Raw genomic sequence first — 25817 nt, forward strand, 5'->3', positions numbered from 1 at the left:
GGTGCCACGACCTGCCCCGATCGGCGCGGCACGGGCCACGAGCGATTCAGCCGCGCAGGGCCGAAAGGAAGACGCCGGGCAATCGGGCGGGGTTGGCGTCGGCGTAGAACTCGGTGAGCCTGCGCCCGGTGGTCGCTGCGGTGGCGTTGCCGACGAACCACGGCGGCTTCGGAGAGAGGGCGAGTTCGCCGCCCAGCAGCGAGCGCGGCACCGGCCGGAACGGGCCGTGCACCACGGTGCGCTCCACATCGTCGAGCAGCAGGGCGTTGTGCACCACGCCGATACCGCTCTGCACGTCGTCGAGGGTGTGCCCAGGGAATGCTCCCCAGGCGGCACGCGGCGCGAGGAAGGCCAGACCGGTCCAGCTGTTCACCGCGATCGCGCCGTAGCGCAGCCGTTCGATCGCGCGGTCGAAGGCGACACCGAGCCTGCGGATGGTCGTCGGATCGGCGATCAGGTTCGCGCCGAGCGTGCCGGTCAGCTCGGCGTTGGCGAAGTCCACCGCGCGTTGCAAGAACTCGCCGCCCGTGTAGGGCAACTCCACCACGCCCAGCACGGGGGAGAAGTACTCCGTGCGCAGCAGCGGCGAGCCGGTGCGCGGCAGTCCGCCGACCAGCACCCGTCCCGCGCCGAGACGCTCGGCCTCCGGGTACGAGGCCAGCGCGTCGGCGACCCGCGCGTCGCTGCCCGGGTAGTAGGCCGTGCGCTGTGGCGCCCGCTCCATGGCCAGGCGGAGTTCGGCGAGGAACTCGTCCTTGCGGTCCCACTCGGAGCCGATCACCACCGCCTGCGCGGCCACGCAGTTGTAGCCGCCGTTGTGCAGCCGTTGGGTGGCCACGTGCTCGGCCTGGTAGCGCAGATCGGCGTCGGACCAGTCGCCGGGCACCACGATGGTCGGCGAGACGCCGCCCAGTTCGCTGCTGATCGGCTTGTCCAGCAGTGGCCGGTTGTGCTGCTTGCGTTCCGCGCCCTCGGCGCCAGGGCCCCACACGATGGCGTCGTGGGTCTGCGCGCTGCCGGTCATGTGCACGTGCGCGACGTCCGGATGACGCACCAGGTAACCGCCCTGCTGCGCGCCGCCGGTGAGGATTCGCAGCGCGCCGATCTCCAGCAGCGGTTCGAACACCATCTCGAACACGGTGAACAGCGGGTCGGTGATCGGGTTGAGCTTCAGCGCGACCACCCGGTTGTGCGCGAACAGCTCGTACAGCGCGTCCAGCGGCGGAATCGAGGTGATGTTGCCAGCGCCGAGCACGGCGCCGATCCCGCCGGTCGCGGTGGGATCGAGCTGGGCGAGTCCGGCTCGCCGACGGGCGGCGTCGGCGTCGACGCCGGGACGCAGCCACACCTCGCCGCGGAAACCGTTGAGCAGCAAGCGATCGTAGACGCCGAACGGGAATACCGGCACCGCCAGTCGCCCGCCCGGCGCCTTCCGCAGCGTGATGCCCGCCAGTGGACTTCGCCCGGTCTCCAGCGCGGCCAGGGTCGCCGACAGCGCGGCCGTGGCTTGCAGCAGCGTGAGCGGCCCGGACATCCACTCCTCACCGACCAGCGCGGAGTGCTCGCCGAGATCCTTGACGACGCAGGCCGCGCGCACCCAGTCCTCCGCGAGGCGGCCGGTCCTGGCGTGGATCTCGTCGAGCAGCGCGCGGCGGCGGCGCAGCGACGTCGCGGCCCACACTTTCTCGCCCGCCGCGAGATCGGCCAGCGCGTTGTCGATGGCCGTCTCGTCGAATGGGGTGCCCACAAACCCACTATGCGCGCGATCCGAGGTGGATGGTCCGCATCCTGGGATATCGGCGTGAAAGCGCAACACACCGACTACTAGGCTGGTGGCCCATGATCGACCTCCGATTCCTGCGGGACAACCCGGACGCGGTCCGCGCCTCGCAGCGCGCCCGCGGCGAAGACCCCGTTCTCGTCGACGCGCTGCTCGAGGCGGACGCGGCGCGGCGTGCCGCGGTGGCCACCGCGGACAACCTGCGCGCCGAGCACAAGGCGATGGGCAAGCTGATCGGTAAGGCGAGCAAGGACGAGCGGTCCGCGCTGCTGGCGCAGGCGTCGGAGATGTCGGTCAAGGTCAAAGAGGCCGAGGCCGCCCAGCACGCCGCAGACGTGGATCTGGACACCGCGCACCGCGCCATCTCCAATGTGGTGCAGGACGGCGCGCCCGCGGGTGGCGAGGCCGATTTCGTCGTGCTGCAAACGGTCGGCACGCCGCGGGAGTTCGACTTCGAGCCGAAGGACCACCTGGAGCTCGGCGAGTCGCTCGGCCTGATCGACATGGAGCGCGGCGCGAAGGTCTCCGGCGCCCGGTTCTACTTCCTGACCGGCTACGGCGCGCTGCTCCAGCTGGGAATGCTGCAGCTGGCCGCGCAGAAGGCGGTGGCCAACGGCTTCACCATGATGATTCCGCCGGTGCTGGTGCGCCCGGAGGTCATGGCGGGCACGGGGTTCCTCGGCCAGCACGCGGCGGAGGTCTACCACCTCGCCGACGACGACCTCTACTTGGTCGGCACCTCGGAGGTGCCGCTGGCGGGCTACCACTCGGACGAGATCCTCGACTTGAGCGACGGCCCCAAGCGCTATGCGGGCTGGTCGTCGTGTTTCCGCCGGGAGGCGGGCAGCTACGGCAAGGACACCCGCGGCATCATCCGGGTGCACCAGTTCGACAAGGTGGAGATGTTCGTCTTCACCACGCCCGACCAGGCCGACGCCGAACATCAGCGTCTGCTCGCCTGGGAACAGGAGATGCTCGCGGCGATCGAGGTGCCCTACCGGGTGATCGACGTCGCGGCCGGTGATCTCGGCAGCTCCGCCGCGCGCAAGTTCGACTGCGAGGCGTGGGTGCCCACGCAGCAGACCTACCGGGAGCTCACCTCGACCTCCAACTGCACCACGTACCAGGCGCGGCGGCTGGCCGTCCGCTATCGAGACGAGAACGGAAGGCCGCAGATCGCCGCGACCTTGAACGGCACGCTCGCCACCACCCGCTGGATCGTGGCCATTCTGGAGAACCACCAGCAAGCCGACGGGTCGGTCCGGGTGCCGTCCGCCCTGGTCCCGTTCGTCGGTACCGACGTGCTCCGACCGACGAATTGACAACGGACGAATGACGTTCAGGTAAATAGCTACTGGTTCGCCATGCCGTATTCCCGGGATGTGGCAACCAGGGGGATTCCTTATGTCTAGGCTATTCGTCGTGCGAGGAATCGGGTCTCGCGGCGATACCCGAACCCGGGTGCGGGCCGCGTCTGCGTTGGCGACGGCTATGGTCATGGCTCGGACCACCGGGGCGTTCTACGTCATGGGCGGGGTGCTCGGTCTGCTGATCACCGCCATCGCCCCTGGTGAAGAGGGTAATCGTCCGCTGGTAGGCGGGGCGGCAGCGGTGGCGCTGGTGCTCGGTCTCACGCTGCTCGCTTGGGGTCCACGGCTGCCGCATTCGATTCATCACGTCTATGTCGCGATCGCGACGGTGTTGGTGACGATCGCGGTGCATTCGTTCCCGAACACGGTGGGCGCGATCAGCCTCGCGGCGTTCTATGTCTTCATCGCGTGCGACGCGGCCCTGTTCTTCGCCTGGTCGCAGGCCGCCGCCCATATCGCGTTCGCCTTGGCGCTGTGCCTGTGGGTGCTGCCCGCGCGGCCGGTGACGCCCGGGTTGCCGTGGTGGTCGGGCCTGATCCCGGCCGGCGTGACCTTCGGTGTCGGCGTCGTCGTCGGGATCCTGACCAGGATGGCGTCCGAAGCCGACATCGACGTGCTCACCGGTCTGCTCAACCGGCGTGGTTTCGACCGGGCGCTGAACACCGCGATCCAGCAGGCCACCAGGTCCGGGCACGGACTCGCGCTGGTGCTGGTCGACCTGGACCGCTTCCAGAAGATCAACGACCATCTCGGGCACCGCGCCGGTGACGCCGTTCTGCAGCGGGTGGCCGACACCTGGTCGAAACTTCTGGCTCCCGATCAGCGCCTGGCGCGTTACGGCGGGGACGCGTTCGCCTTGCTGCTGCCGAACACCACCGAGCAGGCCGCGATCCTGCTCACCGAACAGCTGCGCGCCGCGGTGACCACCGGCTGCTCGGCAGGCGTGACCTCCTGGCAGCCGGGCGAATCGGGGTCGCTGCTGGTCAGCCGCGCTGACGTCGGCCTGTACCGGGCCAAGCAGGCCGGACGCAACCGGACGGTACTGGAGTCCTCGCGGCAGCTGCCGCTGGCGGTGGAACTGCGCGAGGCGATCGACCGGGGCGCCCTCGACGTGCACTACCAGCCGATCGTCAGCCTGACCGAAGGCGGCGGCAAGGCCGTCGGTGTGGAGGCGCTGCTGCGCTGGTCGTCGAGCGCGCAACCGGATGTCACCACCGAGGGCTTGATCCGCGTCGCCGAGGAATACGACCTCATCGCCGATCTGGACGAACTGGTGCTGCGCCGGGCCTGCGCGGACGCCGCCCGATTGCAGGAAACCTTCGCCCAGCTGGATCTCACACTGAACGTGAACGTCAGCGGGCTGGAGCTGGCCGAGACCGGTTACGCCGACCGGGTGGCGGGCATCCTCGCCGCCACGGGGTGGCCCGCCGACCAGCTGGTGCTCGAAGTGACCGAAAGTGAGCTGGCCGCCGAATCCCAGACCGCGATCGAGAATCTGCACACCCTGCGCGACCGTGGCGTGCGCATCGCCATCGACGACTTCGGCACGGGATACTCCTCGCTCAGCCGACTGGCCACGCTGCCGAGCGACATTCTCAAGGTCGATCAGTCCTTCGTCGCCGCGATCCGCTCGGATTCGCCCGCGCCGCCCTTGCTCGGCGTGATCGCCGCGCTCTCCAACGCGCTGGACCTGCAGGTCATCGCCGAGGGCGTGGAGACCGAATATCAGGCCGCCGTGCTCACCGAACTGGGCTTCGCGCTCGCGCAGGGGTATCACTACAGCGATTCGCATCCGGTCTCGGAGCTGATCAGCGACCTCAACGAGAACAAGGGCCGGATCGGCCAAGGCGTCACCGACCGGGAGCTGGGCGACGGAGATTCGGTTCCGGCGAACGGCTGGGTGCCGTTGCCCTGATTCGCGCGGCGACCGATTCCCTTCGACGCGCCCGAGCGGTAATTCCCTTGACGCCGCGAGGCAGGGATGGCCATGCTGATCGGCATGCGGTTGCTCGTCTACGCCTATTGATTCGCTGGATCGCCGCGCGCCCGTCGGACGGGTAGCGCGCGTACTTTCAGTCTGCGCTCGCTGACGGTTCGGGCGGTGCTCTTCAAGAGCACCGGTGAACTGATTCCGCTGTACGCGCTGTATGCCCTGCTGTTCGCCGACCACGGCATGAGCACGGGGCAGATCTCCTTGCTGTTCGCCATCTGGTCGATGACCTCGTTCCTGCTCGAGGTGCCCTCCGGTGCGTGGGCCGACACGGTTTCGCGGCGCGGACTGCTCGTGCTCAGCGGTGTTCTGCTGACGGCGGGCTTCGCGCTGTGGACGGCGGCGCCCTCCTTCACGGGCTTCGCCGCCGGGTTCGTGCTGTGGGGTACCTCGGGCGCTCTGGCCTCCGGCACCTTCGAAGCGTTGCTGTACGACGATCTCGCCGCCCGCGGTGCGTCGTCGACATATCCGCGCATCCTCGGTTACACCCGGGCCGGTGCGGAAACCGCCGTCGTCATCGCGATCGTCGCCGCGACGCCGCTGTATCTCATCGGTGGCTATGCCCTGGTCGGCTGGGCCAGTGTCGCTCTGGCCGCCGTGCACACGCTGGTCGCGCTCTCGCTGCCCACCGCGCCGAAGGCGGTGTCCGCGGCGAACGTCGATGATCTCGAAGAGGACGAGTCGGCATCTTTCGCGTCACCTTCCGTGGTGGCCGGTGAGACGGGCGGCTCCGCGGGTTCGAATGCGGATGTACGCGGGTCCGTCTCGGTGATCGAGGGCTATGACGAGACTCGGGATGATCAGGCGGACGTCACGAGAAGATCGGGAACGTTCGCGCGCTACCTCACCATGCTGAATGCCGGTGTGGGCGAGGCCCTTCGCGTGCGGATGGTGCGCTACGGCGTGCTGCTGGAGGCGCTGCTGTTCGGGATCACGGCGTTCGACGAGTATTTCGCCTTGCTGGCGGAGGAGGCGGGCGTATCGACGGCCGTCGTGCCACTGCTGGTCGGACTCACTGTGCTCGGTTCGCTGACCGGGTCGGTGCTGGCGGGGCGCACCGAAGGAATGTCGGGCCGGACGATGTCGATCGCGGTGGGTGTCGCGGGCGTGCTCTTCCTCGTCGGCGCGCTGATAGCCGGTCTCGCGACCGGTCGTCCGGACGCGGTGTACTTGCTGACCACCCTCGGCTTCGCGTCGATCGGAATCTCCTACGGCATCGTCTACAACGCGGGCATCGTCGCGGCCGCCCGCCTCCAAGACGCCATCGAGGGTCCCGCCCGAGCGACCGTCACCTCGGTCTCCGGTCTCCTGGGCGAGGTGATCGCCCTAGCGGTCTTCGGATTCGCCGCCCTCCTGACCCTCCACGCCGCCATGTCCACCCTCTTGGCCATCCTCGGCGCTTCCATCCTCGCCATCGCCGCCCTCATTCCCCGCTGGCTCCCACCCCGTCACTGACCACGAGTGGCACACCATCGAGAGCGCTTCTCGCGAAATGCCGAAGTGATGTGCCACTCGACGATTGGGTAGCGTGCGGGAGTGCGGTTGGGGCTGTTTGCGGGGTTCGGGATCGGTGCCGGGGTGGCGGTGCAGGGGCGGATCAATGGCGCGTTGGGGGCGCGATTGGAGGATGGGATCGCCGCGGCCACGATCAGTTTCGGGGTGGGACTGGTCGTGTTGGGCGTGGCGTTCGCGGTGAGCGGGCGGCTGCGGGACGGTGGGCGGCGGGTGCGGCTGGCTCTGGCCGAGGGTGGACTGCGGCCGTGGCAGTTGCTCGGCGGGCTGTGCGGCGCGTTCTTCGTCGCGTGCCAGGGGCTGACGGTCGCCGCGATCGGCGTCACCGCGTTCACCGTTGCGACCGTCGCGGGGCAGTTGCTCAGCAGCCTGGCCGTCGACCGGCTCGGGCTCGGTCCGAGTGGGCGGACGCCCGTCACCGGGGTGCGTCTCGTGGGTGCGGCGCTCGGGGTGGCGGCGGTGCTGGTAGCCGGATTCGGGCACCACCGCGCTACCGGTGGTCTCTCCGTGCCCGACGCGCTACGCGGCACGCCGACCGTGTTGTTGATCGCGCTGCCCGCGCTGGCGGGCATCGGCCTGGCTTGGCAGCAAGCGGTGAACGGCAAGGTGGGCGCGGTCGGCGGAGCCATGTCGGCGGCGATGGTCAATTTCTGCGTCGGCCTGGCCGCGCTGCTCTTCATCGAGGCCGTGGTCATCGCGACTTCGGGCGGCCCGGCCGCATTCCCAACCGAGCCTTGGCTCTACACCGGCGGTTTCATCGGCGTCGCCTTCATCGCCCTCGCCGCCCTGGCGGTGCGGTGGATCGGCGTGCTGCTGCTCGGGCTCACCTCGGTGGCGGGACAGTTGCTGGCCTCTCTGGTCCTCGACGCGCTCACCCCGACCAGCGCGGGCTTGTCCGCCACCGCGATCGTCGGCTGTGTGCTGACGTTGGTCGCGGTCGCCATCGCGACTCGGTCGCAGTCCTGAGGACACTCGCCCGACATTCATGTTCGAAGTGCATGAATGTGGGAGGGTGCGCTCATGCTGATCGAATACGGGGTGTGGGTTTCGCGGCTGGGACTGACTGCCGTCTTCGCGCTGTCGGCCTGGGGCAAGCTGACCGATCGCGGCGCGGCACGGCAGGCGGTGAGCGATTTCGGGGTGCCGCTGCGCTGGGCGTCCGCGGTGGCCTGGGGGTTGCCGATCGCCGAGGCGATGATCGCGGTCGGTGTGCTGTTTCCATGGGTTTGCGGCCCGGCGGCGCTGGCGGCGCTGCTGCTGCTCGCCGTGTTCACCGTGGCGATCACGCGCTTGCTGCGCCGGGGTGAGCATCCTTCCTGTTCCTGTTTCGGTGCTGCGAGCGCGGCGCCGATCGGACCGAGGACGCTGGTGCGCAATGCTCTTCTCGCGGCGCTCGCCGTGGTTGTCGGCATCGGCGCGCAGACACATCCGCGCGTTCCGATGGGTCTGCCCGCCGACAACGCGGTCGGCTGCGCGGTTGTCGCCGCAGTGGTCGCGGTGCTGGTCTGGTTGACCGGCCAGCTGCGTGTCCTGCGCCGCCGAGTGGACGAGCAGGCGTTGTCCACGCTGGGCGCTGAGGGCTTGCCCGTCGGTGCGGTGGCGCCGGAGTTCGAACTGTTCGGCCCCGAGGGAACGAAGACCACGCTCGAGGATCTCTTGGCCTCGGCGAGGTCGGTGCTGCTGGTCTTCGTGCACCCCGGCTGCGAGCTGTGCGCGGCGCTGGCACGGGAACTGCCCCGCTGGCGTGCGCGAACCGGAGACGCCCTCGCGATCGTCGCGGTCGGCAACGGCGATGCCGCCGAGCAGGCCGCGTGGGGAGCCGAGCACGGGTTGGGCGACATTCCCTCGCTCGTGCAGCAGGGCAACGAGGCGGCCCTGCGTTACCGGGTGCGCGGTACGCCGTCCGCCGTGCTGATCGATCCCGAGGGACGTGTCGCCGCGCCGGTGGCCAGAGGGGGCATCGCGATCCGCGAGTTGATCAGCACGGTGCGGGCAACGCCGCGCAAACCGGCGCGCGACAAGATCCCGGCCGGGGCCGCGCGTTAGTTTCGGGGCGTACCTCTTTTTCTGCCGCCGAGACCGACCCGAGTCCGGTTATCTACTGGTTAGCAAATTTCTAGCAAATCTGCGGTGATGCGCCGATAGGATCGAACCGCACCGGTGCGGAATTCGCCATCCAACCAACACGACCCATCGACAAGAGGGGAAGACATGGCGCTCTTCGCATTCACCGACTACTCCGGCAAAGAGTTCGTCATCCAGCTGACCAACGAGCAGCGGATCGCCGAAGCACGCCGCATCCTGTCGGGTGACGAGCAGATGTCCGTCCACGTCATGGGCCGGATCCGGAAGATGCCCGCCCCCTACAACCCGGGTTGGGACTTCCATCTGGACCCCGACACCATCACCTTCTTCACCATGGCGATCGAAGTCTGCGACGCCAGCATCATGTACGTGAACGATCACCTGGACGAGGCGTGCGGCGCGTTTCTGCCGGGCTGCTTCTGGTGTCCGTGGTCGTCGAAGTTGACCCGCGAGGTCGCCGACCGGTAATCGGTTGGCAAACGCTTCCGGCCGGCGTGTGAACGCCGGCCGGAAGTCTCGGATTCAGTCCAACTTGCGCGAGCGCAATTCGTGGCTCTTGGACGTCTTGCACCGTCCCGACTCCAGGTCCCACTGCCAGCCGTGCAGGTTGCAGGTCAGCGTGTTGCCTTCGACCACGCCGAACTTCGACAGGTCCGCCTTCAGGTGCGGGCACCGCCGCTGCACCTCCCAGCCGCTGAGTTCGGTGGAGGCGGAGTCGTCGTGCGCCTCGGAGAACCAGCCGTCGGCGTAGGCGATCCGCTCGTCGGTGAGGCACTTGAAGAAGGTGTAGAGGAACTCGTTGTATCCGCCGATGCGCCAGGCCTGGAAGCGGGTGGACAGGAAGATGGTGTTCACCCAGTCGGGCTCCCGGTCGCGCAGCACCGTGCGCACCAGCTCCGGCGCGATGCGGAAGCCGTAGCGGTAGCGCCCCTCGCCTTCGATCGGCTCGCGCACCGTGCGCTTGGGGAAGTCCAGCACGACGGTCTCCTCGCCGATCACCAAGCCGACCGGGTAGCCGATGCCGTCGCAGATCACGTCGCTCTGGGCCATGATCGGCTCGAACACTTTGCGCAGCGGCTCCAGCAGCGAGCCGTCGCCGCGCTCCCAGGTTGCCTTCTCGGCCTCCAGTACCGGGGCGAGGCGCTGGGCCATCCGTTCGATGTACTCGGCCTTGTTGTCGTAGATCTCGGCGGGGTCGCTCGGGTGGGTCAGGGTCAGCTCGGCGCCGCGCACGTCGGCGACCGAGCCGGGGATCATCAGGATCCCGCCCGCGTTGCCGTGGATCTCCATCTGCTCCAGGAACACCTTCTGGTCGGGGAAGATGTTGCCTTCGTCACCGCGATCGTCGTTGAGGTAGCGCAACTCGTCGTCCAGGAACACCGGCGGACCCGCCGACGGCACCACCCAAGTCGCGCCGACCTGCTCGATGTAGCTGCGGGCGCGGTCCATGCCGCGCTGACGCTTCTGCTTGCCGAAGTTCGACTTGGTGCGGGCCGGGATGTCGTAGACCATCGGGTACCAGATCGCGCCCGAGTACTGCAGCAGGTGGATGTCGACATGGCCGAAGGCGTCCTGCAGCACGTCCATGTCGACCGGGCGGGCGTCGTTCATGTTGAAGCAGGTGGTCTCGCCGTCGGAGACCACGAGCCCGGAGTCGCCGATCGGGCCGTCGGCGGGCGCGCGCAGCGCGATGATCATGACGTCCAGGTCCCCGCCGGGGCCGGTCACCGTGTGCTTGACCGAGTCCTCGGTCTCGAAGAACTTGTGGAAGCCCAGCTGCTCGAGCTCCCGGCGCAGATCCGGCACGGGATAGTCCGGCAGCAGCACGGTCGCGTCCTTGTTCACGTGCTCGGCCAGCGTCTTCGCGTCGAAATGGTCGCGGTGCAGGTGCGAGACGTAGAGGAAGTCGCATGCGCCCAGCTCGTCCCAGTCCAGCTGGGTGTTGTCGGGGAACGGGAACCAGGAACCGAAGTACGCGGGGTTCACCCAGGGATCGCAAAGGATCGACCCGGCCGCGGTGCGGATGTGGAATCCGGCGTGTCCGACGCTGGCGATCTGCACTAGCTGCTCCTCCTGCTGTTTACCAGCCAACCAGGGTAGTGGTTACGGCGAGACATCGCCGATGCAGTAGCCGTCCGTCCCGGAGCGCAAGGTGAAGGTGCGGGTCTGCGTCACACCGGAGGAGTTGGTCACCGGCACGAGCACCGCGATGTAGTCGGTGTTCACCTGCTCCGACCGGATCTGCTGGTCGGCGAACTCGGTGGCCCCGGTGAGCACGCCCTGGTTGTTCGCCAGCGGCGCGGGGCTCGGACGCCCGGTGCCCTTGGGATCCCAGGACGCCGGGGACGCCTTACAGATCAGAGGGTAGTCGCCTTCTTTGTCGGCGGGGTCGAGCGGAGTGCCGACGAAGCGGGAGAGGTACCGGCGCACGGTGTGCCGGGCGTCGGCGTCGTTGTAGGCGATCTCCGCACCGGCCGTCGCGACGCGCGGGCAGGCGTAGCCGGTCTCGATCTCGGCGCGCTGGACGGCGACGGTGGTGGTCGGGCTCTTCCAGACGACGGCGTCCTCGCCCGCCGTGCCGGGCTGGGCCAACGCGGTGAGGACGGCCTGCTGGTCTCCGTACATCTCGGCGACGTTCCTGGGCGCGATGGTCCAGCACTTGTCCTGCATCTCGGCGATGGTGTGCGAGCGCAGGTCGGCCGCCCAGCGCCGCATCGCCGGGGCGGCGGCAGGCACCCCCGCGACCGCGCCGACCGGCGGAGCGTCGGCGGGAACCGGCGGAAGCGCGGAGGTGCTCGGCGGGGGCGTGGCCGGGACGGCGGCCGGCGGTGTCGTGCGAACGGCCGCCTGCGGCGGGGTCTCCTCCGGAATGCCGACGACGGAATCGCATCCGGTCAGCGCGATCGCAGCGATCAGGGCGGAGCCGCAGGCCAGCGCGGCGCGGGTCGCTCGCCCGGCCCGGTTCCGCTCGCGTGCTGCACTGCGGTCGTACTCGCGCGGTACCGATCGGGCGCGTTCCACTTCGACGATCCTCTTCTCTCCGGACGTGCGGTCGGGGCTGCTCATGCGTCCTCGCTCCGGCGCGGCGCGCGGCGGCGGCGAACTGCCGATGGGGACGAGCAGCGACTACGCTAGCGGACTTGTGGAACCCGTCTACCGGACGATCATCGGCCTCGCCCGTACCGTCTTCTTCATCGAAGGTCTGAAGTTCACCGTCAAGGGCGATGAACACATTCCCGCCCGAGGTGGCGCCGTGCTGGCGGTGAACCACACCGGCTACATGGACTTCACCTACGCGGGCCTGCCGGTGCGCACCCCGAAGCGCTACGTCCGGTTCATGGCCAAGAAGGAGGTCTTCGACGACAAGATCTCCGGCCCGATCATGCGCGCGCTCAAGCACATCCCCGTCGACCGTTCGGCGGGCGCGGATTCCTACAAGGCCGCTGTGGACTATCTGCGCCGTGGCGAGCTGGTCGGCGTGTACCCCGAGGCGACGATCAGCCGCAGTTTCGAGATCAAGGAATTCAAGTCCGGCGCGGCGCGCATGGCCATCGAGGCGGAGGTGCCGATCATTCCGATCGTCATCTGGGGCGCGCAGCGGGTCTGGACGAAGGGGTTCCCGAAGCGGCTGGGCCGCACCAACACGCCCATCTCGATCGCGGTCGGCGAGCCGATCCAGCCGTTCGAGCCCGCCGCCGAACTCACCGCCAAGCTCCGCTCGACCATGCAGGAAATGCTGGCCGACCTGCAGAAGGACTATGTGCACGAGCCCGGTGCGTACTGGGTTCCGGCCCGGCTCGGCGGCAGCGCTCCTACCCTGGAAGAGGCGGACGCGATGGACGCCGCCGAAGCCGAGGCGAAGGCCGCGCGCAAGAACGCGGCGGGGCAGTAGCGGGAGGCGTGATGGCGCGCGAACCGGTTTACGACATTCTCACCGGATTGGCCCGCGCCATCTTCTTCGTGCAGGGTCTGCGCCTCGATATCCAGGGCAGGCAGCACATTCCGCGTTCCGGCGGCGCGGTGCTGGCGGTGAATCACACGGCTTATCTGGATTTCATGGAAGTCGGACTGGTCGGGCGCAAGTCCGGCCGCAACGTCCGGTTCATGATGAAGGCCGAACTGGAACACGGCATCGTCGGCTTTCTCATGAAGCACTGCAAGGCGATCGGCGTCGATCGCACGGCCGGAGCCGAGTCGTACGCCCGCGCGGTGACCGCCTTGCGCGAGGGCGAGGTGGTCGTGGTCTATCCCGAGGCGACGATCAGCCGCAGCTTCGAGTTGAAGGAATTCAAGTCCGGTGCGGCGCGCATGGCGGTCGAAGCCGGGGTCCCGATCGTTCCCCTGGTCATCTGGGGCGCTCATCGGATCTGGACCAAGGACATCCCCAAGCAGTTGGGCCGCCATAATTTTCCGGTCACCATCCGGATCGGCGCACCGATCCCACCCGATGAACCGGCCGAGAAACTCACCGCCACCTTGCGGACGCGGATGAGTGAGCTTTTGGATCTCGCTCAACGCGACTATCCGATGGTGGAAGGCGCCCGCTGGGTCCCCGCACGGCTCGGTGGAACCGCACCGACTCTCGCGGAGGCGGCTGTGCTGGAACGCGAGGAGATGGAGAGGCGGCGGCGCGCGAAGGCGCGGTGACGGCGCTGTACCCGCCACGCTGCCGTGTCACGAGGTCGGGCAAAGGACCTCGTGACACGTCGTAGGGCGGCACTCGATCAGGCCGCGTCGAGCGCTGCGGTGATCTTGCGGACCATCTCGACCAGGACGGGGCCGGGCGCGCCCTTGTGGGATCCGGCGGCTGCGTCGATGGCGACGAGGACGGTGCTGCGGAAGTTGTCGGCCTCGGCCGGGTCCTGATTCGCGAGCAGCCTCATCGCCGCGGTCAGGGCAGGCAGCACATGGTCGGCGAGTTCGGCGACGTTCTTGCCGTTCAGGGTGATGTCCTTGGACTTCGCGGCGAGTACGTGCCCGACCAGGCCGGTTGCCGACGACAGGGCGATGCTGCCGTGCGTGGCGGCCTTGTGGGGTGAGCCGGTGGCGTCGGCGGCGACCATGAGCGATACGGCGCCGTAGGCGGCGGTGCGGACGGTGGCCTTGTCCTGGTCGGTCAGGGTGATGGACATGGTGGTGTGCTCCTTCGAAATGTGTGTGGGGGGGTCGGCGGGCCGGTCAGTGGCTCGGCGAGCCGTACTGGTCTCCGGCCGGTGCGGTCTGGCGGACGGCATCGGCGATGGCGCGGAAGTCCTTGCGCAGGATCGCGCCGTGGTTGCCGGCGACCTTCGCGCCGATCCGGATGTTCGGATTGCGGGCGCACACGCCGTCGAGGCTGGTGCGGATTCGCTCTTGCTCGTCGCCACGGCTTCCGAACGACGTCCCCGAAGCAACCACATACCGCACCGGAACAGTGCTGCGGTCCAGCAGGGGACCCAATTCACGCTCGCGGGAGAGCTTGCCGAGCTCGATGTTGCTCTCGGCCATCTGTTCGGCGGTCATCCGCGGGGTCAGACCGGTCGGGCGCAGCAGCGGCGTGAACCAGCTCAGCCGCTTGAACAGCTTGCGGATCCGCTGCTCCATGGCCTCGTCGAGCCAGTCGTACGGGAACGCGCCGTCGACCAGCACCGCGCCCATGGCACGGTCCGGATTCCGGTCGGCCCAGTGCGCCGCGACGACTGCCCCGTAGGACCAGCCCACCAACAGCGCCCGGTGCACGCCTCTGGCCGCCGAGACCGCATCGACGTCCCGGACGGCGGCCTCGAAGGAATAGTCCGCCGAACGCCGGGATTTGCCGCGGGCGCGCTCGTCGAAGGTGATGTGCCGGTAGCCGGGGCCGAGCTCGGCGATGACCCGCCGCCAGTAGCCCTGAGTGGCGAACTGGCCATTGCAGTAGATCACGGGGATACCGGGACCGCCGGTGTCGGTGACCGCCAGGGCGGTATCGTCCACCGGCACCGTGCCGGTCCACTTCGAAGCGCGGGTCGGGTTGCTGTTCTTCTTCATGGCAACAACTCTCGGCGTCCGGGCTGACACTGCCCTGACACCCGCCTGACACGGCCACTGACACCGTGTTTCGCGGCGGCGGTTGTGCTCAGCCCGAATCGGGTGCGTTCTCGACCGCCCTACGCGAGCGGCGGTCGGAACATCCGACTACCGCCCGGTCCGCAGGGTCTTCAGTACGCTCCGTCACCCCGGGCCACCACACCGACCGTGCGCGCGATCAGCCGCAGGTCCATCCGCATGGACACGTTCTCCACATAGGACAGATCGAGCCGCACGGCGTCTTCGAGCGGAAGGTCCGACCGGCCACTGACCTGCCACAAGCCGGTCAGCCCCGGCTTCACCAGCAGGCGTCGGCGCATCATGTGGTCGTAGGTGTCGACTTCCCGCCGCACTTGCGGTCGCGGCCCGACCACGCTCATGTCGCCGCGCAGCACGTTGAGGAACTGCGGCAGCTCGTCGAGACTGTACTTGCGCAGGAATCGTCCCACCGGCGTGACGCGGGGATCGATCTTCATCTTGAAGAAGACCGGATTTGCACCCTGCTGTGCGATCAAAGCTTCGGCATATCGGTCGGCATCGTCGTGCATACTGCGAAACTTGATCATGCGGAAGGGCAGGCCGTATCGGCCGATGCGTTCGGACAGGTAGAAGACCGGGCCGCGGCTGGTGGTCTTCACCGCGATCGCGATCACGAGGAACACCGGCAGCAGCAGTAGCAGGCACATCGTCGCGAAGACGATGTCGAAGGCCGTTTTGCTGACCGACCGAGCCCGCTCGTACTGCGGTTCGGCGATGTGCATCATCGGCATTCCCGCGACCTGCCGATTGGTGAGCCGGGATATGGCGATGTCGACCGCCCCTGGCGCCAGCATGAACTCGACTCCCAGCGCATCCAGTTCCCAGGCGAGCCTGCGCAACTCGGTCGGACCGAGATGCCGGGTCGGACCGATGGCGACGGTGTCGGCGTGGGTGTGCAGGACCGCCCGCAGCACGGCGCTGTCGTCGCCGACGACCGCGACCGTGCCGCCGGTGAACGCCAGCGGCGCGTCCCCTGATTGCCCACCCGGCACGCAGGCGCCGACAACGTTGTACCCGGTGCCCGGGTCTGTGGCGAACGCCGCGGATATCGCCGCGGCCGCTTCGGCCGTACCGACCACGAGTACGGCCGAACGATAGCGTCCCCGGCGGCGTGCCCTGGCAAGCTGGTGGCGCCACCACAGTCGTCCGCCGACCACCGCGAGTACGCCCGCAGGAAAGGCGATCGCGAGATACCCTCGGGCGAACTTGATTTCGAGTGCCAGTGACGTGAATGCCAGTACGCCGAACAGGTGCATCGTCGCCGACATCAGCCGCCGGAATTCCTCGACGCCGCTGCCGACCAGCTGCGGCGCACGGCTGCCCGCACTACCGAGGATCGCGAACCAGCCCGCGACCAGCGCCCCGGATACCATCGTGTAACCGACCCGGTACGGCCCTTCCCAGGCCAGCGGCGGGGCGCCGCCCTCATTGAAACGGATCAGCTGCGCACTCCCCACAGCGATGGATACGGCGGCGAAATCGGTGATGGCGAGGCGGCGTACGTACTCCGATCGCCAGGCCTTACGGGTCGAGACGGTAGCCGGGGTAACCGTGAAGGATCGTGGGATTTCGGCGGTCCCATGCCATTCCGGGACAGCCTTGGATTTCATCAAGAGAACACCCCTCCTGGGGCAACGGTGGAATTGCTACCCGATCCGAGGATCGGCTGTCCCGGCAGCGTCCCGACCGCCTCTACCGAGCGCTTCCTCGGCACTTGATCGGCAAGTGTCACAACATTTCTCGCCGGTCAGAAGGTGTGCGCGAGGCAGCGTGATCGGGATGTTAACTGATGCGAATCCACCCAGCGACCGATTGTGATGCGCGTTTGGAATAACACCACGAATGTGAATACGTAATGTGCCCTATATCACAGTTAGTAACGCGGATGTGTAACCCGGCCGATATTGCCGTCGGTACGCTGAAGGTCGCAACAGGTGCGGTCGGTACCACGAATGACGTTCTCGTCGCGCGCATCTCGTGATACGCCGGGCAGCTTCTGCTTCCGTGTGCCGCGACAGGCGTTCCGGCGGGCCGGGGCGTTTCGAGCAAAGGATCGGATCTGTGCGCTGTCGACTCTGTGACTCCGACAGGCTGTCCAGCATTCTGGACCTCGGCGCCACGCCGCCGTGCGAATCGTTCCTCACCGCCGATCAGCTCGACCTGCCCGAGCCGACCTATCCCTTGCACCTCCGGGTGTGCGCCGACTGCCTGCTACTGCAGATTCCGGCGCTGATCACGCCGGAGGACACCTTCACCGAATACGCCTACTTCTCCTCCTACTCCGACAGCTGGGTCCGGCACGCGGGCGAGTTCGTCGACACCGCGACCGCACGGCTGGGGCTGGGCAGGAACTCCTTCGTGGTAGAGGTCGCCAGCAACGACGGCTACCTATTGCGCCACGTCGTCGACCGCGACATCCGATGCCTGGGCATCGAGCCATCGGCCAACGTCGGAGCAGCGGCTCGCGAGTCGGGCGTGCCCACCGAAACCGCCTTCCTCGACGAGGATTCCGCACGCCGCGTCCGTGCCGAACACGGCCCCGCGGATCTGGTGATCGCGAACAACGTCTACGCCCACATCCCGGATCTGCGCGGGTTCACTCATGCGCTGCGCATCCTGCTGGCGGATGACGGCATGCTGACCATCGAAGTCCACCATGCGCTGAACTTGGTCGAGTCCGGTCAGTTCGACACCATCTACCACGAGCATTTCCAGTACTACACCGTGCTGTCGGCGCAGCGTGCGCTCGCTGTCGCCGGATTGACCGTGGTAGATGTCGATCGGCTACCGACGCACGGCGGATCGATCCGGCTGTGGGTGCGCCCCGATGCCGCCGCGGAGGCGGTGAGCGACCGGGTGCGGGTGGTGCTCGACCTCGAGCGCGCCGCCGGACTGCACTCGGTGGCCGGCTACACATCGCTGCGGGAGCGTGCCGAGTCGGCGCGGCATGAATTGCTTCGGTTCCTGCTCGACTGCAGGCACCAGCGCAAACGCGTCGCCGGATACGGTGCACCGGGCAAGGGCAACACACTGCTCAACTACTGCGGGATCCGACCTGACCTGCTCGAGTACACCGTCGACCGCAACCCCTACAAACACGGCAGATTCACACCGGGAACGCGAATCCCGATCCACCCGCCGGCCCGGCTCGACGCCGATCGCCCGGACGTGATCGTGGTGCTGCCTTGGAATCTCGAGTCCGAGATCACCGCACAGTTGCGGCATGTCGCCGAGTGGGGCGGTCGGCTCGCCTATCCCTTGCCCGAGCTGCACGTGATCGACCCGGCGTTTCCGGCCCGCACGGTGCAGGCCGGAGCCGAGTCGAAAGGAAACCGGCGCCGATGAAAGTCGTCTTGTTCTGCGGTGGCTACGGCATGCGCATGCGCGGAGGCAGCGATGACATGGTGCCCAAGCCGCTGCAACTCGTCGGCCCGCGGCCCTTGCTCTGGCATGTGATGCGGTACTACGCGCACTACGGCCACACCGAATTCATCTTGTGCCTCGGATACGGCGCCGAGCACATCAAGAATTTCTTCCTCACCTACCGGGAGTCGGCGTCCAACGACTTCGTGATCCGCAACGGCCGGGTCGAGTTGCTCGGCAGCGACATCGATGACTGGACGATCACCTTGGTCGATACCGGCGTGGAGTCGGCCATCGGGGAGCGCCTGCGCCGGGTGCGCGAGCATCTCGGCGACGACGAGCACTTCCTGGCCAACTACGCCGACGTCCTCACCGACGCTCCCCTGGACGAGATGATCACCCAGTTCCACGCTTCGGGGGCGGCGGCATCTCTCATGGTGGTGCCGCCGCAATCGTCGTTCCACTGTGTGGACCTCAGCCCTACCGGCGAGGTCAAGGACATCGTTCCCGTGGCGAATATGCCATTGTGGGAGAACGGCGGCTATTTCGTACTCGGCCGGGAGATCTTCGACCTGCTGCCACCCGGTGGAGATCTGGTGGAGGACGCCTGCGGAGCGCTCGCAGGCCAGGGCCGGTTGTTCGGTTACCGCCACGACGGATTCTGGAAGCCGGCGGATACATTCAAGGAGCGCGCCGAGCTCGACGCGGCCTACCGCAGCGGACACCGGCCATGGATGGTGTGGGAGCCGTGATCGCGCTGCTTCCCCCGCGGCCCGCCGAGATCGCCCTGCTCGGCGCGCACTGCGATGACATCCCGATCGGCATGGGCGCCACGCTGTTGTCGCTGACCCGCGACCATCCGGGTATGCGGGTGCGCGCGCTGGTCCTCTCCGGTGCGGGCACCGAGCGCGAAGAGGAGGAACGGGCGGCGCTCACCGCCTTCTGCGCCGGACGGACACCGGAGTTGACGGTGCTCGACGTCCCGGACGGACGAGCACCGGCGCACTGGGATCGGATCAAGACGGCCGTAGCGGAGTTTCGCCGGGCGGGTGAACCGGACCTGGTGTTCGCCCCGCAACCGGTCGACGCGCACCAAGATCACCGCACGCTCGCGGAGCTGGTGCCGACCGAGTTCCGCGACCACCTGATCCTCGGCTACGAGATCCTCAAGGCAGAGGTCGACACACCGGCGCCGACCGTGTTCCACCCGGTCGACGCGGAGCTGGTCCAGCGGAAATCGCAACTGCTGCACCGGCATTACCCGTCCCAGACCGGTCGCGACTGGTTCGACGAAACCGCGTTCCTGGCCCTCGCGCGGATCCGCGGCGTGCAGTGCCGCACCGAGTACGCCGAAGCCTTCGTGGTGGACAAAGCCGTCATTCGATGGGAGAAGCAGTGACAACGATGCGAGTCCTGGTCACCGGGCATCAGGGATACCTGGGCACCGTCATGGTCCCGATACTGCGGGCCGCCGGGCACGAGGTCATCGGGCTCGACACCGGTTGGTTCGCCGACTGCCTACTCGGCGAGTTCGCCGGTGACCCGGTGGGCCTGCGCCTCGATCTGCGATCGGTGGGGATCGAAGACCTCCGCGGCATCGATGCGATCGTGCATCTCGCCGCGCTGTCCAATGATCCTCTGGGCGCGCTCGCGCCGGAAGTCACCCATGAGATCAACCATCGCGCCTCGGTGCGTCTGGCTCGGCTCGCGAAAGAAGCCGGTGTGTCACGGTTCCTGTACGCATCCACCTGCTCGGTGTACGGGGCCGCCGGAGACGAGCTGGTGACCGAGTCGGCGCCGCTGCGGCCGATCACCCCGTACGCCGAGTCGAAGGTGCGGGTCGAAGACGACGTCGCGGCGCTGGCCGACGACCACTTCGTTCCGGTGTTCCTGCGCAACGCCACCGCGTTCGGATTCTCGCCTCGCCCCCGCGCTGACATCGTGCTCAACAATCTCGTCGGTCACGCCGTCCTCACCGGTGTGGTCAAGGTGCTCTCCGACGGCACGCCCTGGCGGCCGCTGGTCCACGCCCGCGACATCGCGGCAGCCTTCGAACGCTGCCTCACCGCACCGGCATCGGCCGTCGCCGGCCGGGCGTTCAACATCGGGACCGAGCGAAACAACCTCACCGTTGCCGAGATCGCCGAGTCGGTGGTGGCCACCGTGCCGGGGTCGCGGCTGCTGGTCACCGGCGAGACCGGGGCCGACCCACGCTCCTACCGGGTCGACTTCTCCGCCGCTCGCGCGGTGCTCGGGTTCGAGGCGCAGTGGTCGGTGCCCGACGGCGCCGCCGAACTCTACCGTGAGTACACCGAACGCGGCCTCACCCAGGACGCCTTCTTCCAGCGATTCACGCGACTCACGTGGCTCCAGCGGCTGCGCGCGTCCGGCGCGCTGGACCCGCGGCTGTGTGCGGTCACCGCGCCGGCGACAGGGTAGCCCGCAGATGCTCCCATCGTCCCGCGTTCGCGTCGCGATCCGACACCACCGTCACCGGCAGGGGCCAGGCGATCGCCAAGTCCGGATCATCGAAGGCGACGCCGAGATCCTCGGCGGGATCGTGCGGCCGATCGATGCGGTAGCACACGTCGGCGGTGTCGGTGAGCGCTTGGAATCCGTGCAGGAATCCCGGCGGCACGTACAGGTGCCGGAACTCCTCGTCGTCGAGCCGGAACGCCTGCGTCCGGCCGAACGTCGGCGACGACGGCCGGATATCGACCAGCACGTCGTGCACCGCGCCGTGTGCGCAGCGGACCAGCTTGGCCTCGCCGCGCCCGGATCGGCCGTGCATGCCGCGCACCACCCCCCGGCGCGACCGGGACTGCGAGTCCTGCACAAAACTGGCGGAAATTCCCGGAATCCCCAGGTGGGAGTCGAATTCGGCGGCATCGAAGGTCCGGGTGAAAAGGCCCCGGTCGTCCCGGACGGGCGCTGGGATCAGCACCACCACGTCGGCCAGGTCGGTCTGCTCGATACGCACACCGGCATCGTGTCATGACCGGCCGCTGCCGCGCCTGCTCCGGCGCCGTTCTGCACACCGTCCTGGATCTCGGGACGGTGCCCGCGGCCGATGATTTCCCGCCCGCGGCACGACCGGTGACGCCGGCGGAGACCACGCATCCACTGCGGATGGTGCGGTGTGCGCGATGCGAGCTGGCACAACTCGCCGAAGACGACACCGTGGCGTCCGAACCCCGTGGAGTGGAGCCGCAGGCTCTCCGTGATCAGGCCGCTGACGCGATTGCGCGGGTCGACGCGGCCGGCCTGCTGGGCGGCAACACGGTCATCGAATTCGGCAGTCCGCACGGTGGTTCGTGGCTGCCGTTGCTGGCCGAGCGTGGCTGCGCGGAAGCCGACGCGGCGCGGGCGGACCTGGTTCTGGACTGTTTCGGCATCATGCACGAACCCGACCAGCGTGCAGCCTTCGCCGCCCGCGCCGCGGCCGTCGCCCCGGGCGGATTGTTGCTGTTGCAGTACCACTCGCTCGCCGCCATCGTGGCACAGCGGCAGTGGAACGCGTTGCGCCACGGGCATTTCGCGTACTACTCCCTGCATGCGCTGAGCCTGGCGCTCACCGGCGCGGGCATGGGCGTGACCACCGCGTGGGAGTTCGACCTCTACGGCGGGACGGTGCTGGTGGCAGCTCGGCGCGGCCCCGCAGCGCCCGACCACACCGTGCGCGAGATCCTGTCCCGCGAAGGAGAGCTCATCACCTCGGAATCGCTGCGCCGGCTACAGCGGTTCGTGGACGATCACGTGCGCGCGCTGCGGACCTGGCTGATCGATGCGGCCGCAGCCGGGCAGCGAGTCTATGCCTACGGGGCGGCGTCCCGGGCAGTTGCCCTGCTGTCGCTGGCTGGTGCGCACCAGGGGCTTGTCGCAGGCGTCGCCGACGTCGCGCCCGCCAAGCAGGGACGCCGAATGCCCGGCACCGACATCCCGATCATCAGCCCACGGGAGCTGATCGCGGCAGCACCCGACCGGGTGCTGTTGACGCTGCCCGACCTGCTGGGTGAAGTGTCGTCCGGACTTCCGGAACTCGACGGTCGCTGGTTCCTCGACGATCCCCACGGACCCAGAAAAGGAGGTGGCGACGACCGCCACACCCCCCGGGCCGCCCCCGGCCAGCAGTTCACGAGCGAAGGACAGCCGTACCGATGAACACCACCCCTCGGATGCGCCGACACCGGCTGCACTGGCCCACTCACTCGGTCGCACCGGCCACGGCGCTGATGATCGTGGCTGTCTTGCCGATGTGCGGCGGCACCGCCGCTGTCGACGGCACGAGCTCGACGGTGTGATCGACAGTGGACCCTACCGGACAGAAGCGACCGCGATCGTGCTCAGCGGCCTACCGTTGCCCGCGCGCGCACCCGCAGCCGCGTCCCCAACGCCCGGACCAGACGCAGATCACCGGCCAGCACGTCGGCCGGACGCACGAGATCCGGGTGATCGGCGCCCAGGCGATGATGGAATCGCAGCTGCTCGGTGAGCTTGCTACGGGTCGAGGTGCGACTGCACAGGTTGAACGAGGAGTTCCGCCACGCGGCAACGATGTCACCGAGCCCGACGAAAGCGCCGCGGCTGCCGACGCGGGCGAACAGGTCCACATCCATCGGAAACACCAGGTCGCCGCGCAGTCCGCCGACGGCGTCGTAGTCGGTACGCCGGAACATGGCGGCCGCGGTCGGGCCGAAGTCGGCCGGTCCGCGGCGCACGATCATCCGGGCCAGATGGCGGCTGCCGTGCCTGCCGACCAGCTGCGGCAGCCCAAGCCCCGTCTCGAGCATGTCGCCGGACTCGTCGATCACGTCGAACCTGCCCGCGCACAACGCGATCGCGTCGTCGTCGAACTCCACCGACTGCGCGGTGAGGGCGCCGGGACGCAGGATGTCGTCGGCGCAGACCACCTTCACGAGGTCCCCGGTGGATTCCCGGATCGCCCGGTCCCAATTGGCGCCGATCGGCAGTACCCGATCGTTGCGCAGCACACGCACGCGCGGATCGCGCCGCGCTCGTGCGATGTCACCGGTGCGGTCGGTGCTCGCGTTGTCGAGGATCACGACTTCGAAATCGAGATCTTGGGCCAGCACCGAGTCCAGGGTCGCGGACAGAGTTCGTTCCGCGTTGTAGGCCGGCACGCACACCGACAGTTTCCGCATCCCAAGCCGCCCCTTTGCCAGAATCGCGATCGTACATTGCCTCGTAATTGCCGAAACTATGCCACATTTCACCGCGAGTTGGCATCTGCATTCGGAATTCCCAGCGCTGGATATCAGTTGCCCATCCTCTGCGCGACCAGGATGAATCCGGTGCGCGGCCTTATACTTTCCGGCCGTGAACGAGTTCGGCAGACGACTTCACGGTGCGGCGAACGGGACGAAGGGATCGGGTCATGACGAGTGCGTCCGGCGCGGTGAAGGTGCACATGACCGGATCGGAATGGTTCGGCGCCGCGCCCGGCGGCCTGGGCCGATATTTCACGGACTTGCACGGCGCTTTATCGGATGTACCAGGGATTTCGATGTCGGCCGCCGCATTCGGACTGCCTGACCGGACGCATGCCGGGGCCCGATCCTGGGGGCCGGTCGGCGGGTCGACCCTGCGCCGCGCCCGCACCGCGTTCTGCGCTCGCGACGCATTGGACCCCGGCACGATCGTGGATCGCCACTTCTGCCTCTACGGCCCGGCCGCCAGGGACCGGCGTGGTCGTCGGCTACCACTCGTCGTGCATTTCCACGGCCCGTGGGCGGCGGAAAGTCGAATGCACGGACAGCATCCCGTCGCAGCCTTCGCCAAATACCTCATCGAACGTATGCGATACGTTTGCGCGGATCATTTCGTTGTGCTCTCGGAACACTTCCGCAACGTGCTGTGTGACGATTACCGCATCGCGCCCGATCGCATCGAGGTGATCGCGCCCGGGGTCGATCTCACCCGGTTCCGCCCCGCCCCCGTCCCCGCGTCTGCGCCGGTCGTGCTCTGTGTGCGTCGGCTGGAGCGCCGGATGGGGATCGATGTGTTGCTGCGCGCTTGGCCCGGGGTGCTCGCCGAACACCCGGAGGCTCGTCTGGTCATCGTCGGAACCGGCAGCGCCGAGGCGGATCTCCGGCGCGGAGCCACCGAGGGTGGGCTCGACGGCAGCGTCGAGTTCACCGGCCGGATTCCCGACCATGAGTTGGCCGCCCGCTATACCTCCGCCGCACTCACGGTGGTGCCGACCGTAGCCCTGGAGGGATTCGGCCTGATCGCCCTCGAGTCGCTCGCCGCGGGCCGGGCGCCGGTGGTCACCCGGTGCGGTGGTTTGCCCGACGCCGTACAGGGCCTGGATCCGTCGCTGATCGTGCCGCCCGGCGACCCCACCGCGCTCGCGGCTCGGATCAGCGCGGCGATCGCTGGCCGTCGGCCCACGCCGGCGCAATGCCGCGCCCACGCGGAGACTTTCAGCTGGCATGTCGCCGCCCGGCGGCACGCGGCGCTGTACCGGGAGCTCGTATGAGCGGACCCGCCGTCTTCCTCGGCCACACCGCCGCGCCCTCCGGAGCCGAATTGGCCACCCTGCGGCTGCTGGGCACGCTGCGGGCGCAGGGCACCGAAGTGGCGCTGGTGTGCACCGAGGACGGTCCGGTGATGGCCCGTGCCCGCGACGCGGGGATCGGGACTCGTGTCGTGACAGGCCGATTCGACAGCCGGGCGATGACCACCGCATCCGGTCCGTTGCGGCTGATCACCGGGTTTCTCGCGCTGCTGCGGCTGGGCTGGACGGTCGGTGGAGCGGTCCGCGAGCTGCGCGCTCGGGTATTGGTCGCGGAGAGCAGCAAAGCGCTCGTGCTGGGGGCGGTCGCGGCCCGCCGCGCGCGGGTGCCGCTCGTCTGGCAGGTCCACGACCGGGTGTCCCGGGACTACTTCGGCTTGCTCCCGGCCACCACGATCCGGCTGCTGGCCGCCCTGGTCTGCCGGGGACTGCTCGCCAACAGTCACGGCACCCGTGCCACGCTGCCCGCGCGTGTCCCGGCGGCCGTCGCCTATCCGGGCGTCGCCCTGCCTGCCGCGCCGCCGTCGCCGCGCGGCCGCGCGGCCGCCGACGCGGTCGTTGTCGTCGTGGGACGGTTGAGCCCCTGGAAAGGCCAGGACGTATTCCTGCGGGCCCTGGCGGCGGTGCCGACCCGGCCTGCTGCGGTGTACCTCGTCGGCGGCACGTTCTTCGACGATCAGCCGTTTCGGCAGTACTTGGAACGACTCGCCGACGAACTCGGTCTGGCCGTGACCTTCACCGGTCACGTCGACGACCCCGACCGCTACCTCGCCGAGGCCGACGTGCTCGTGCACTGCTCGGTGCTGCCCGAGCCGTTCGGGCAGGTGGTCGTGGAGGGTATGGCCGCGGGCTGCGCGGTGATCGCTACGGTGCCCGGCGGCCCGGCCGAGATCATCGACGACGGGCGTACCGGCCGATTGGTTCCTGCCGGTGACGAAGCCGCCCTCACCGCGGCTCTCACCGAACTGCTCGGCGATCCGGTCGCACGCGCCCGGATCGCCGCCGCGGGCGCCGACCGCGCGCGCGACTTCGACATCCGCGCCACGGCACATGTGGTCACCCGCTTCCTCGACGAGGTGGCGCCGCCGTGACCGAACC

General features: G+C 68.5%; 24 protein-coding genes. 16 read left to right on the forward strand and 8 right to left on the reverse strand.

The window, feature by feature from the left end; translation table 11 throughout:
- Positions 1-46: 46 nt before the first annotated feature.
- Positions 47-1747 carry an aldehyde dehydrogenase family protein gene (locus ACIA5H_RS19320; RefSeq protein WP_397076961.1) on the reverse strand — a complete coding sequence of 567 codons (1701 nt, stop codon included), beginning with the start codon at positions 1745-1747 and terminating at the stop codon, positions 47-49.
- 92 nt (positions 1748-1839) lie between these two features.
- On the opposite strand from ACIA5H_RS19320, the gene serS reads away from it, so the two are divergent.
- From serS to ACIA5H_RS19350, 6 genes are all read left to right on the forward strand, one after another.
- Positions 1840-3102, forward strand: coding sequence for a serine--tRNA ligase (gene serS, locus ACIA5H_RS19325; RefSeq protein WP_355073272.1), 1263 nt, complete (start codon positions 1840-1842; stop codon positions 3100-3102).
- Positions 3103-3277: 175 nt separating this feature from the next.
- The gene (locus tag ACIA5H_RS19330) at positions 3278-5065 is read left to right on the forward strand and encodes a bifunctional diguanylate cyclase/phosphodiesterase (RefSeq protein ID WP_355073270.1); all 1788 of its coding nucleotides are present in this window, start codon (positions 3278-3280) and stop codon (positions 5063-5065) included.
- Between the two features lie 186 nt (positions 5066-5251).
- The gene (locus ACIA5H_RS19335) at positions 5252-6595 is read left to right on the forward strand and encodes an MFS transporter (RefSeq protein ID WP_397076962.1); all 1344 of its coding nucleotides are present in this window, start codon (positions 5252-5254) and stop codon (positions 6593-6595) included.
- Between the two features lie 81 nt (positions 6596-6676).
- A complete protein-coding gene (locus tag ACIA5H_RS19340) occupies positions 6677-7618 on the forward strand; it encodes a DMT family transporter (RefSeq protein ID WP_397076963.1) in 942 nt (313 codons plus the stop codon).
- Between the two features lie 54 nt (positions 7619-7672).
- Positions 7673-8698, forward strand: a complete 1026-nt coding sequence (locus ACIA5H_RS19345) for a peroxiredoxin family protein (RefSeq protein WP_397076964.1) — start codon at positions 7673-7675, stop codon at positions 8696-8698.
- Between the two features lie 165 nt (positions 8699-8863).
- Complete coding sequence (locus ACIA5H_RS19350; RefSeq protein ID WP_379249787.1) at positions 8864-9205, forward strand: calmodulin; 342 nt, start codon at positions 8864-8866, stop codon at positions 9203-9205.
- A gap of 54 nt (positions 9206-9259) precedes the next feature.
- On the opposite strand, the gene ACIA5H_RS19355 is transcribed toward ACIA5H_RS19350, so the two are convergent.
- A complete protein-coding gene (locus ACIA5H_RS19355) occupies positions 9260-10798 on the reverse strand; it encodes a Rieske 2Fe-2S domain-containing protein (protein ID WP_397076965.1) in 1539 nt (512 codons plus the stop codon).
- A gap of 42 nt (positions 10799-10840) precedes the next feature.
- Positions 10841-11803, reverse strand: coding sequence for a hypothetical protein (locus tag ACIA5H_RS19360; protein WP_379249789.1), 963 nt, complete (start codon positions 11801-11803; stop codon positions 10841-10843).
- 76 nt (positions 11804-11879) lie between these two features.
- On the opposite strand from ACIA5H_RS19360, the gene ACIA5H_RS19365 reads away from it, so the two are divergent.
- Positions 11880-12629 carry a lysophospholipid acyltransferase family protein gene (locus ACIA5H_RS19365; RefSeq protein ID WP_356963299.1) on the forward strand — a complete coding sequence of 250 codons (750 nt, stop codon included), beginning with the start codon at positions 11880-11882 and terminating at the stop codon, positions 12627-12629.
- A gap of 11 nt (positions 12630-12640) precedes the next feature.
- The gene (locus ACIA5H_RS19370; RefSeq protein ID WP_397076966.1) at positions 12641-13384 is read left to right on the forward strand and encodes a lysophospholipid acyltransferase family protein; all 744 of its coding nucleotides are present in this window, start codon (positions 12641-12643) and stop codon (positions 13382-13384) included.
- A gap of 77 nt (positions 13385-13461) precedes the next feature.
- On the opposite strand, the gene ACIA5H_RS19375 is transcribed toward ACIA5H_RS19370, so the two are convergent.
- The 3 genes from ACIA5H_RS19375 to ACIA5H_RS19385 form a co-directional block, all read right to left on the reverse strand.
- On the reverse strand, positions 13462-13869 hold the full coding sequence (locus ACIA5H_RS19375) for a hypothetical protein (protein WP_397076967.1): 408 nt from the start codon (positions 13867-13869) through the stop codon (positions 13462-13464).
- A 46-nt stretch (positions 13870-13915) separates the two neighbouring features.
- On the reverse strand, positions 13916-14743 hold the full coding sequence (locus ACIA5H_RS19380) for an alpha/beta fold hydrolase (protein WP_397076968.1): 828 nt from the start codon (positions 14741-14743) through the stop codon (positions 13916-13918).
- Between the two features lie 170 nt (positions 14744-14913).
- The gene (locus ACIA5H_RS19385; RefSeq protein ID WP_397076969.1) at positions 14914-16431 is read right to left on the reverse strand and encodes a sugar transferase; all 1518 of its coding nucleotides are present in this window, start codon (positions 16429-16431) and stop codon (positions 14914-14916) included.
- A gap of 451 nt (positions 16432-16882) precedes the next feature.
- Here ACIA5H_RS19385 and ACIA5H_RS19390 point away from each other — a divergent pair, with 451 nt between their 5' ends.
- Genes ACIA5H_RS19390 through ACIA5H_RS19405 form a run of 4 tightly spaced genes read left to right on the forward strand, consistent with a single transcriptional unit; the run spans position 16883 to position 20623 of the window.
- Positions 16883-18166 carry a methyltransferase domain-containing protein gene (locus tag ACIA5H_RS19390; protein ID WP_397076970.1) on the forward strand — a complete coding sequence of 428 codons (1284 nt, stop codon included), beginning with the start codon at positions 16883-16885 and terminating at the stop codon, positions 18164-18166.
- A complete protein-coding gene (locus ACIA5H_RS19395; protein ID WP_355073250.1) occupies positions 18163-18936 on the forward strand; it encodes a glucose-1-phosphate cytidylyltransferase in 774 nt (257 codons plus the stop codon). The genes ACIA5H_RS19390 and ACIA5H_RS19395 overlap by 4 nt, the downstream gene beginning before the upstream one ends.
- On the forward strand, positions 18915-19583 hold the full coding sequence (locus ACIA5H_RS19400; RefSeq protein WP_397076971.1) for a PIG-L deacetylase family protein: 669 nt from the start codon (positions 18915-18917) through the stop codon (positions 19581-19583). The genes ACIA5H_RS19395 and ACIA5H_RS19400 overlap by 22 nt, the downstream gene beginning before the upstream one ends.
- A 5-nt stretch (positions 19584-19588) precedes the next feature.
- Positions 19589-20623, forward strand: a complete 1035-nt coding sequence (locus ACIA5H_RS19405; RefSeq protein ID WP_397077024.1) for an NAD-dependent epimerase/dehydratase family protein — start codon at positions 19589-19591, stop codon at positions 20621-20623.
- On the opposite strand, the gene rfbC is transcribed toward ACIA5H_RS19405, so the two are convergent.
- Entirely contained in the window at positions 20601-21164 is a 564-nt protein-coding gene (gene rfbC / locus ACIA5H_RS19410; protein ID WP_379249802.1) for a dTDP-4-dehydrorhamnose 3,5-epimerase, read from the reverse strand. The two genes, ACIA5H_RS19405 and rfbC, sit on opposite strands and share 23 nt — an antisense overlap.
- Positions 21165-21178: 14 nt before the next feature.
- Here rfbC and ACIA5H_RS19415 point away from each other — a divergent pair, with 14 nt between their 5' ends.
- Positions 21179-22345, forward strand: a complete 1167-nt coding sequence (locus ACIA5H_RS19415) for a class I SAM-dependent methyltransferase (protein WP_397076972.1) — start codon at positions 21179-21181, stop codon at positions 22343-22345.
- Positions 22342-22485, forward strand: coding sequence for a hypothetical protein (locus ACIA5H_RS19420; protein WP_397076973.1), 144 nt, complete (start codon positions 22342-22344; stop codon positions 22483-22485). The genes ACIA5H_RS19415 and ACIA5H_RS19420 overlap by 4 nt, the downstream gene beginning before the upstream one ends.
- Before the next feature lie 42 nt (positions 22486-22527).
- Here ACIA5H_RS19420 and ACIA5H_RS19425 read toward each other — a convergent pair whose 3' ends face one another.
- Complete coding sequence (locus tag ACIA5H_RS19425) at positions 22528-23346, reverse strand: glycosyltransferase family 2 protein (RefSeq protein ID WP_397076974.1); 819 nt, start codon at positions 23344-23346, stop codon at positions 22528-22530.
- A gap of 260 nt (positions 23347-23606) precedes the next feature.
- Between ACIA5H_RS19425 and ACIA5H_RS19430 the strand changes: the two genes are divergently transcribed.
- Entirely contained in the window at positions 23607-24683 is a 1077-nt protein-coding gene (locus ACIA5H_RS19430; protein ID WP_397077025.1) for a glycosyltransferase family 4 protein, read from the forward strand.
- Positions 24680-25810, forward strand: a complete 1131-nt coding sequence (locus tag ACIA5H_RS19435) for a glycosyltransferase family 4 protein (RefSeq protein ID WP_397076975.1) — start codon at positions 24680-24682, stop codon at positions 25808-25810. The genes ACIA5H_RS19430 and ACIA5H_RS19435 overlap by 4 nt, the downstream gene beginning before the upstream one ends.
- Positions 25811-25817: the final 7 nt, after the last annotated feature.

Origin of the sequence: Nocardia sp. NPDC051900, assembly GCF_044452545.1 — a bacterium.
Taxonomy (GTDB): domain Bacteria; phylum Actinomycetota; class Actinomycetes; order Mycobacteriales; family Mycobacteriaceae; genus Nocardia; species Nocardia sichangensis.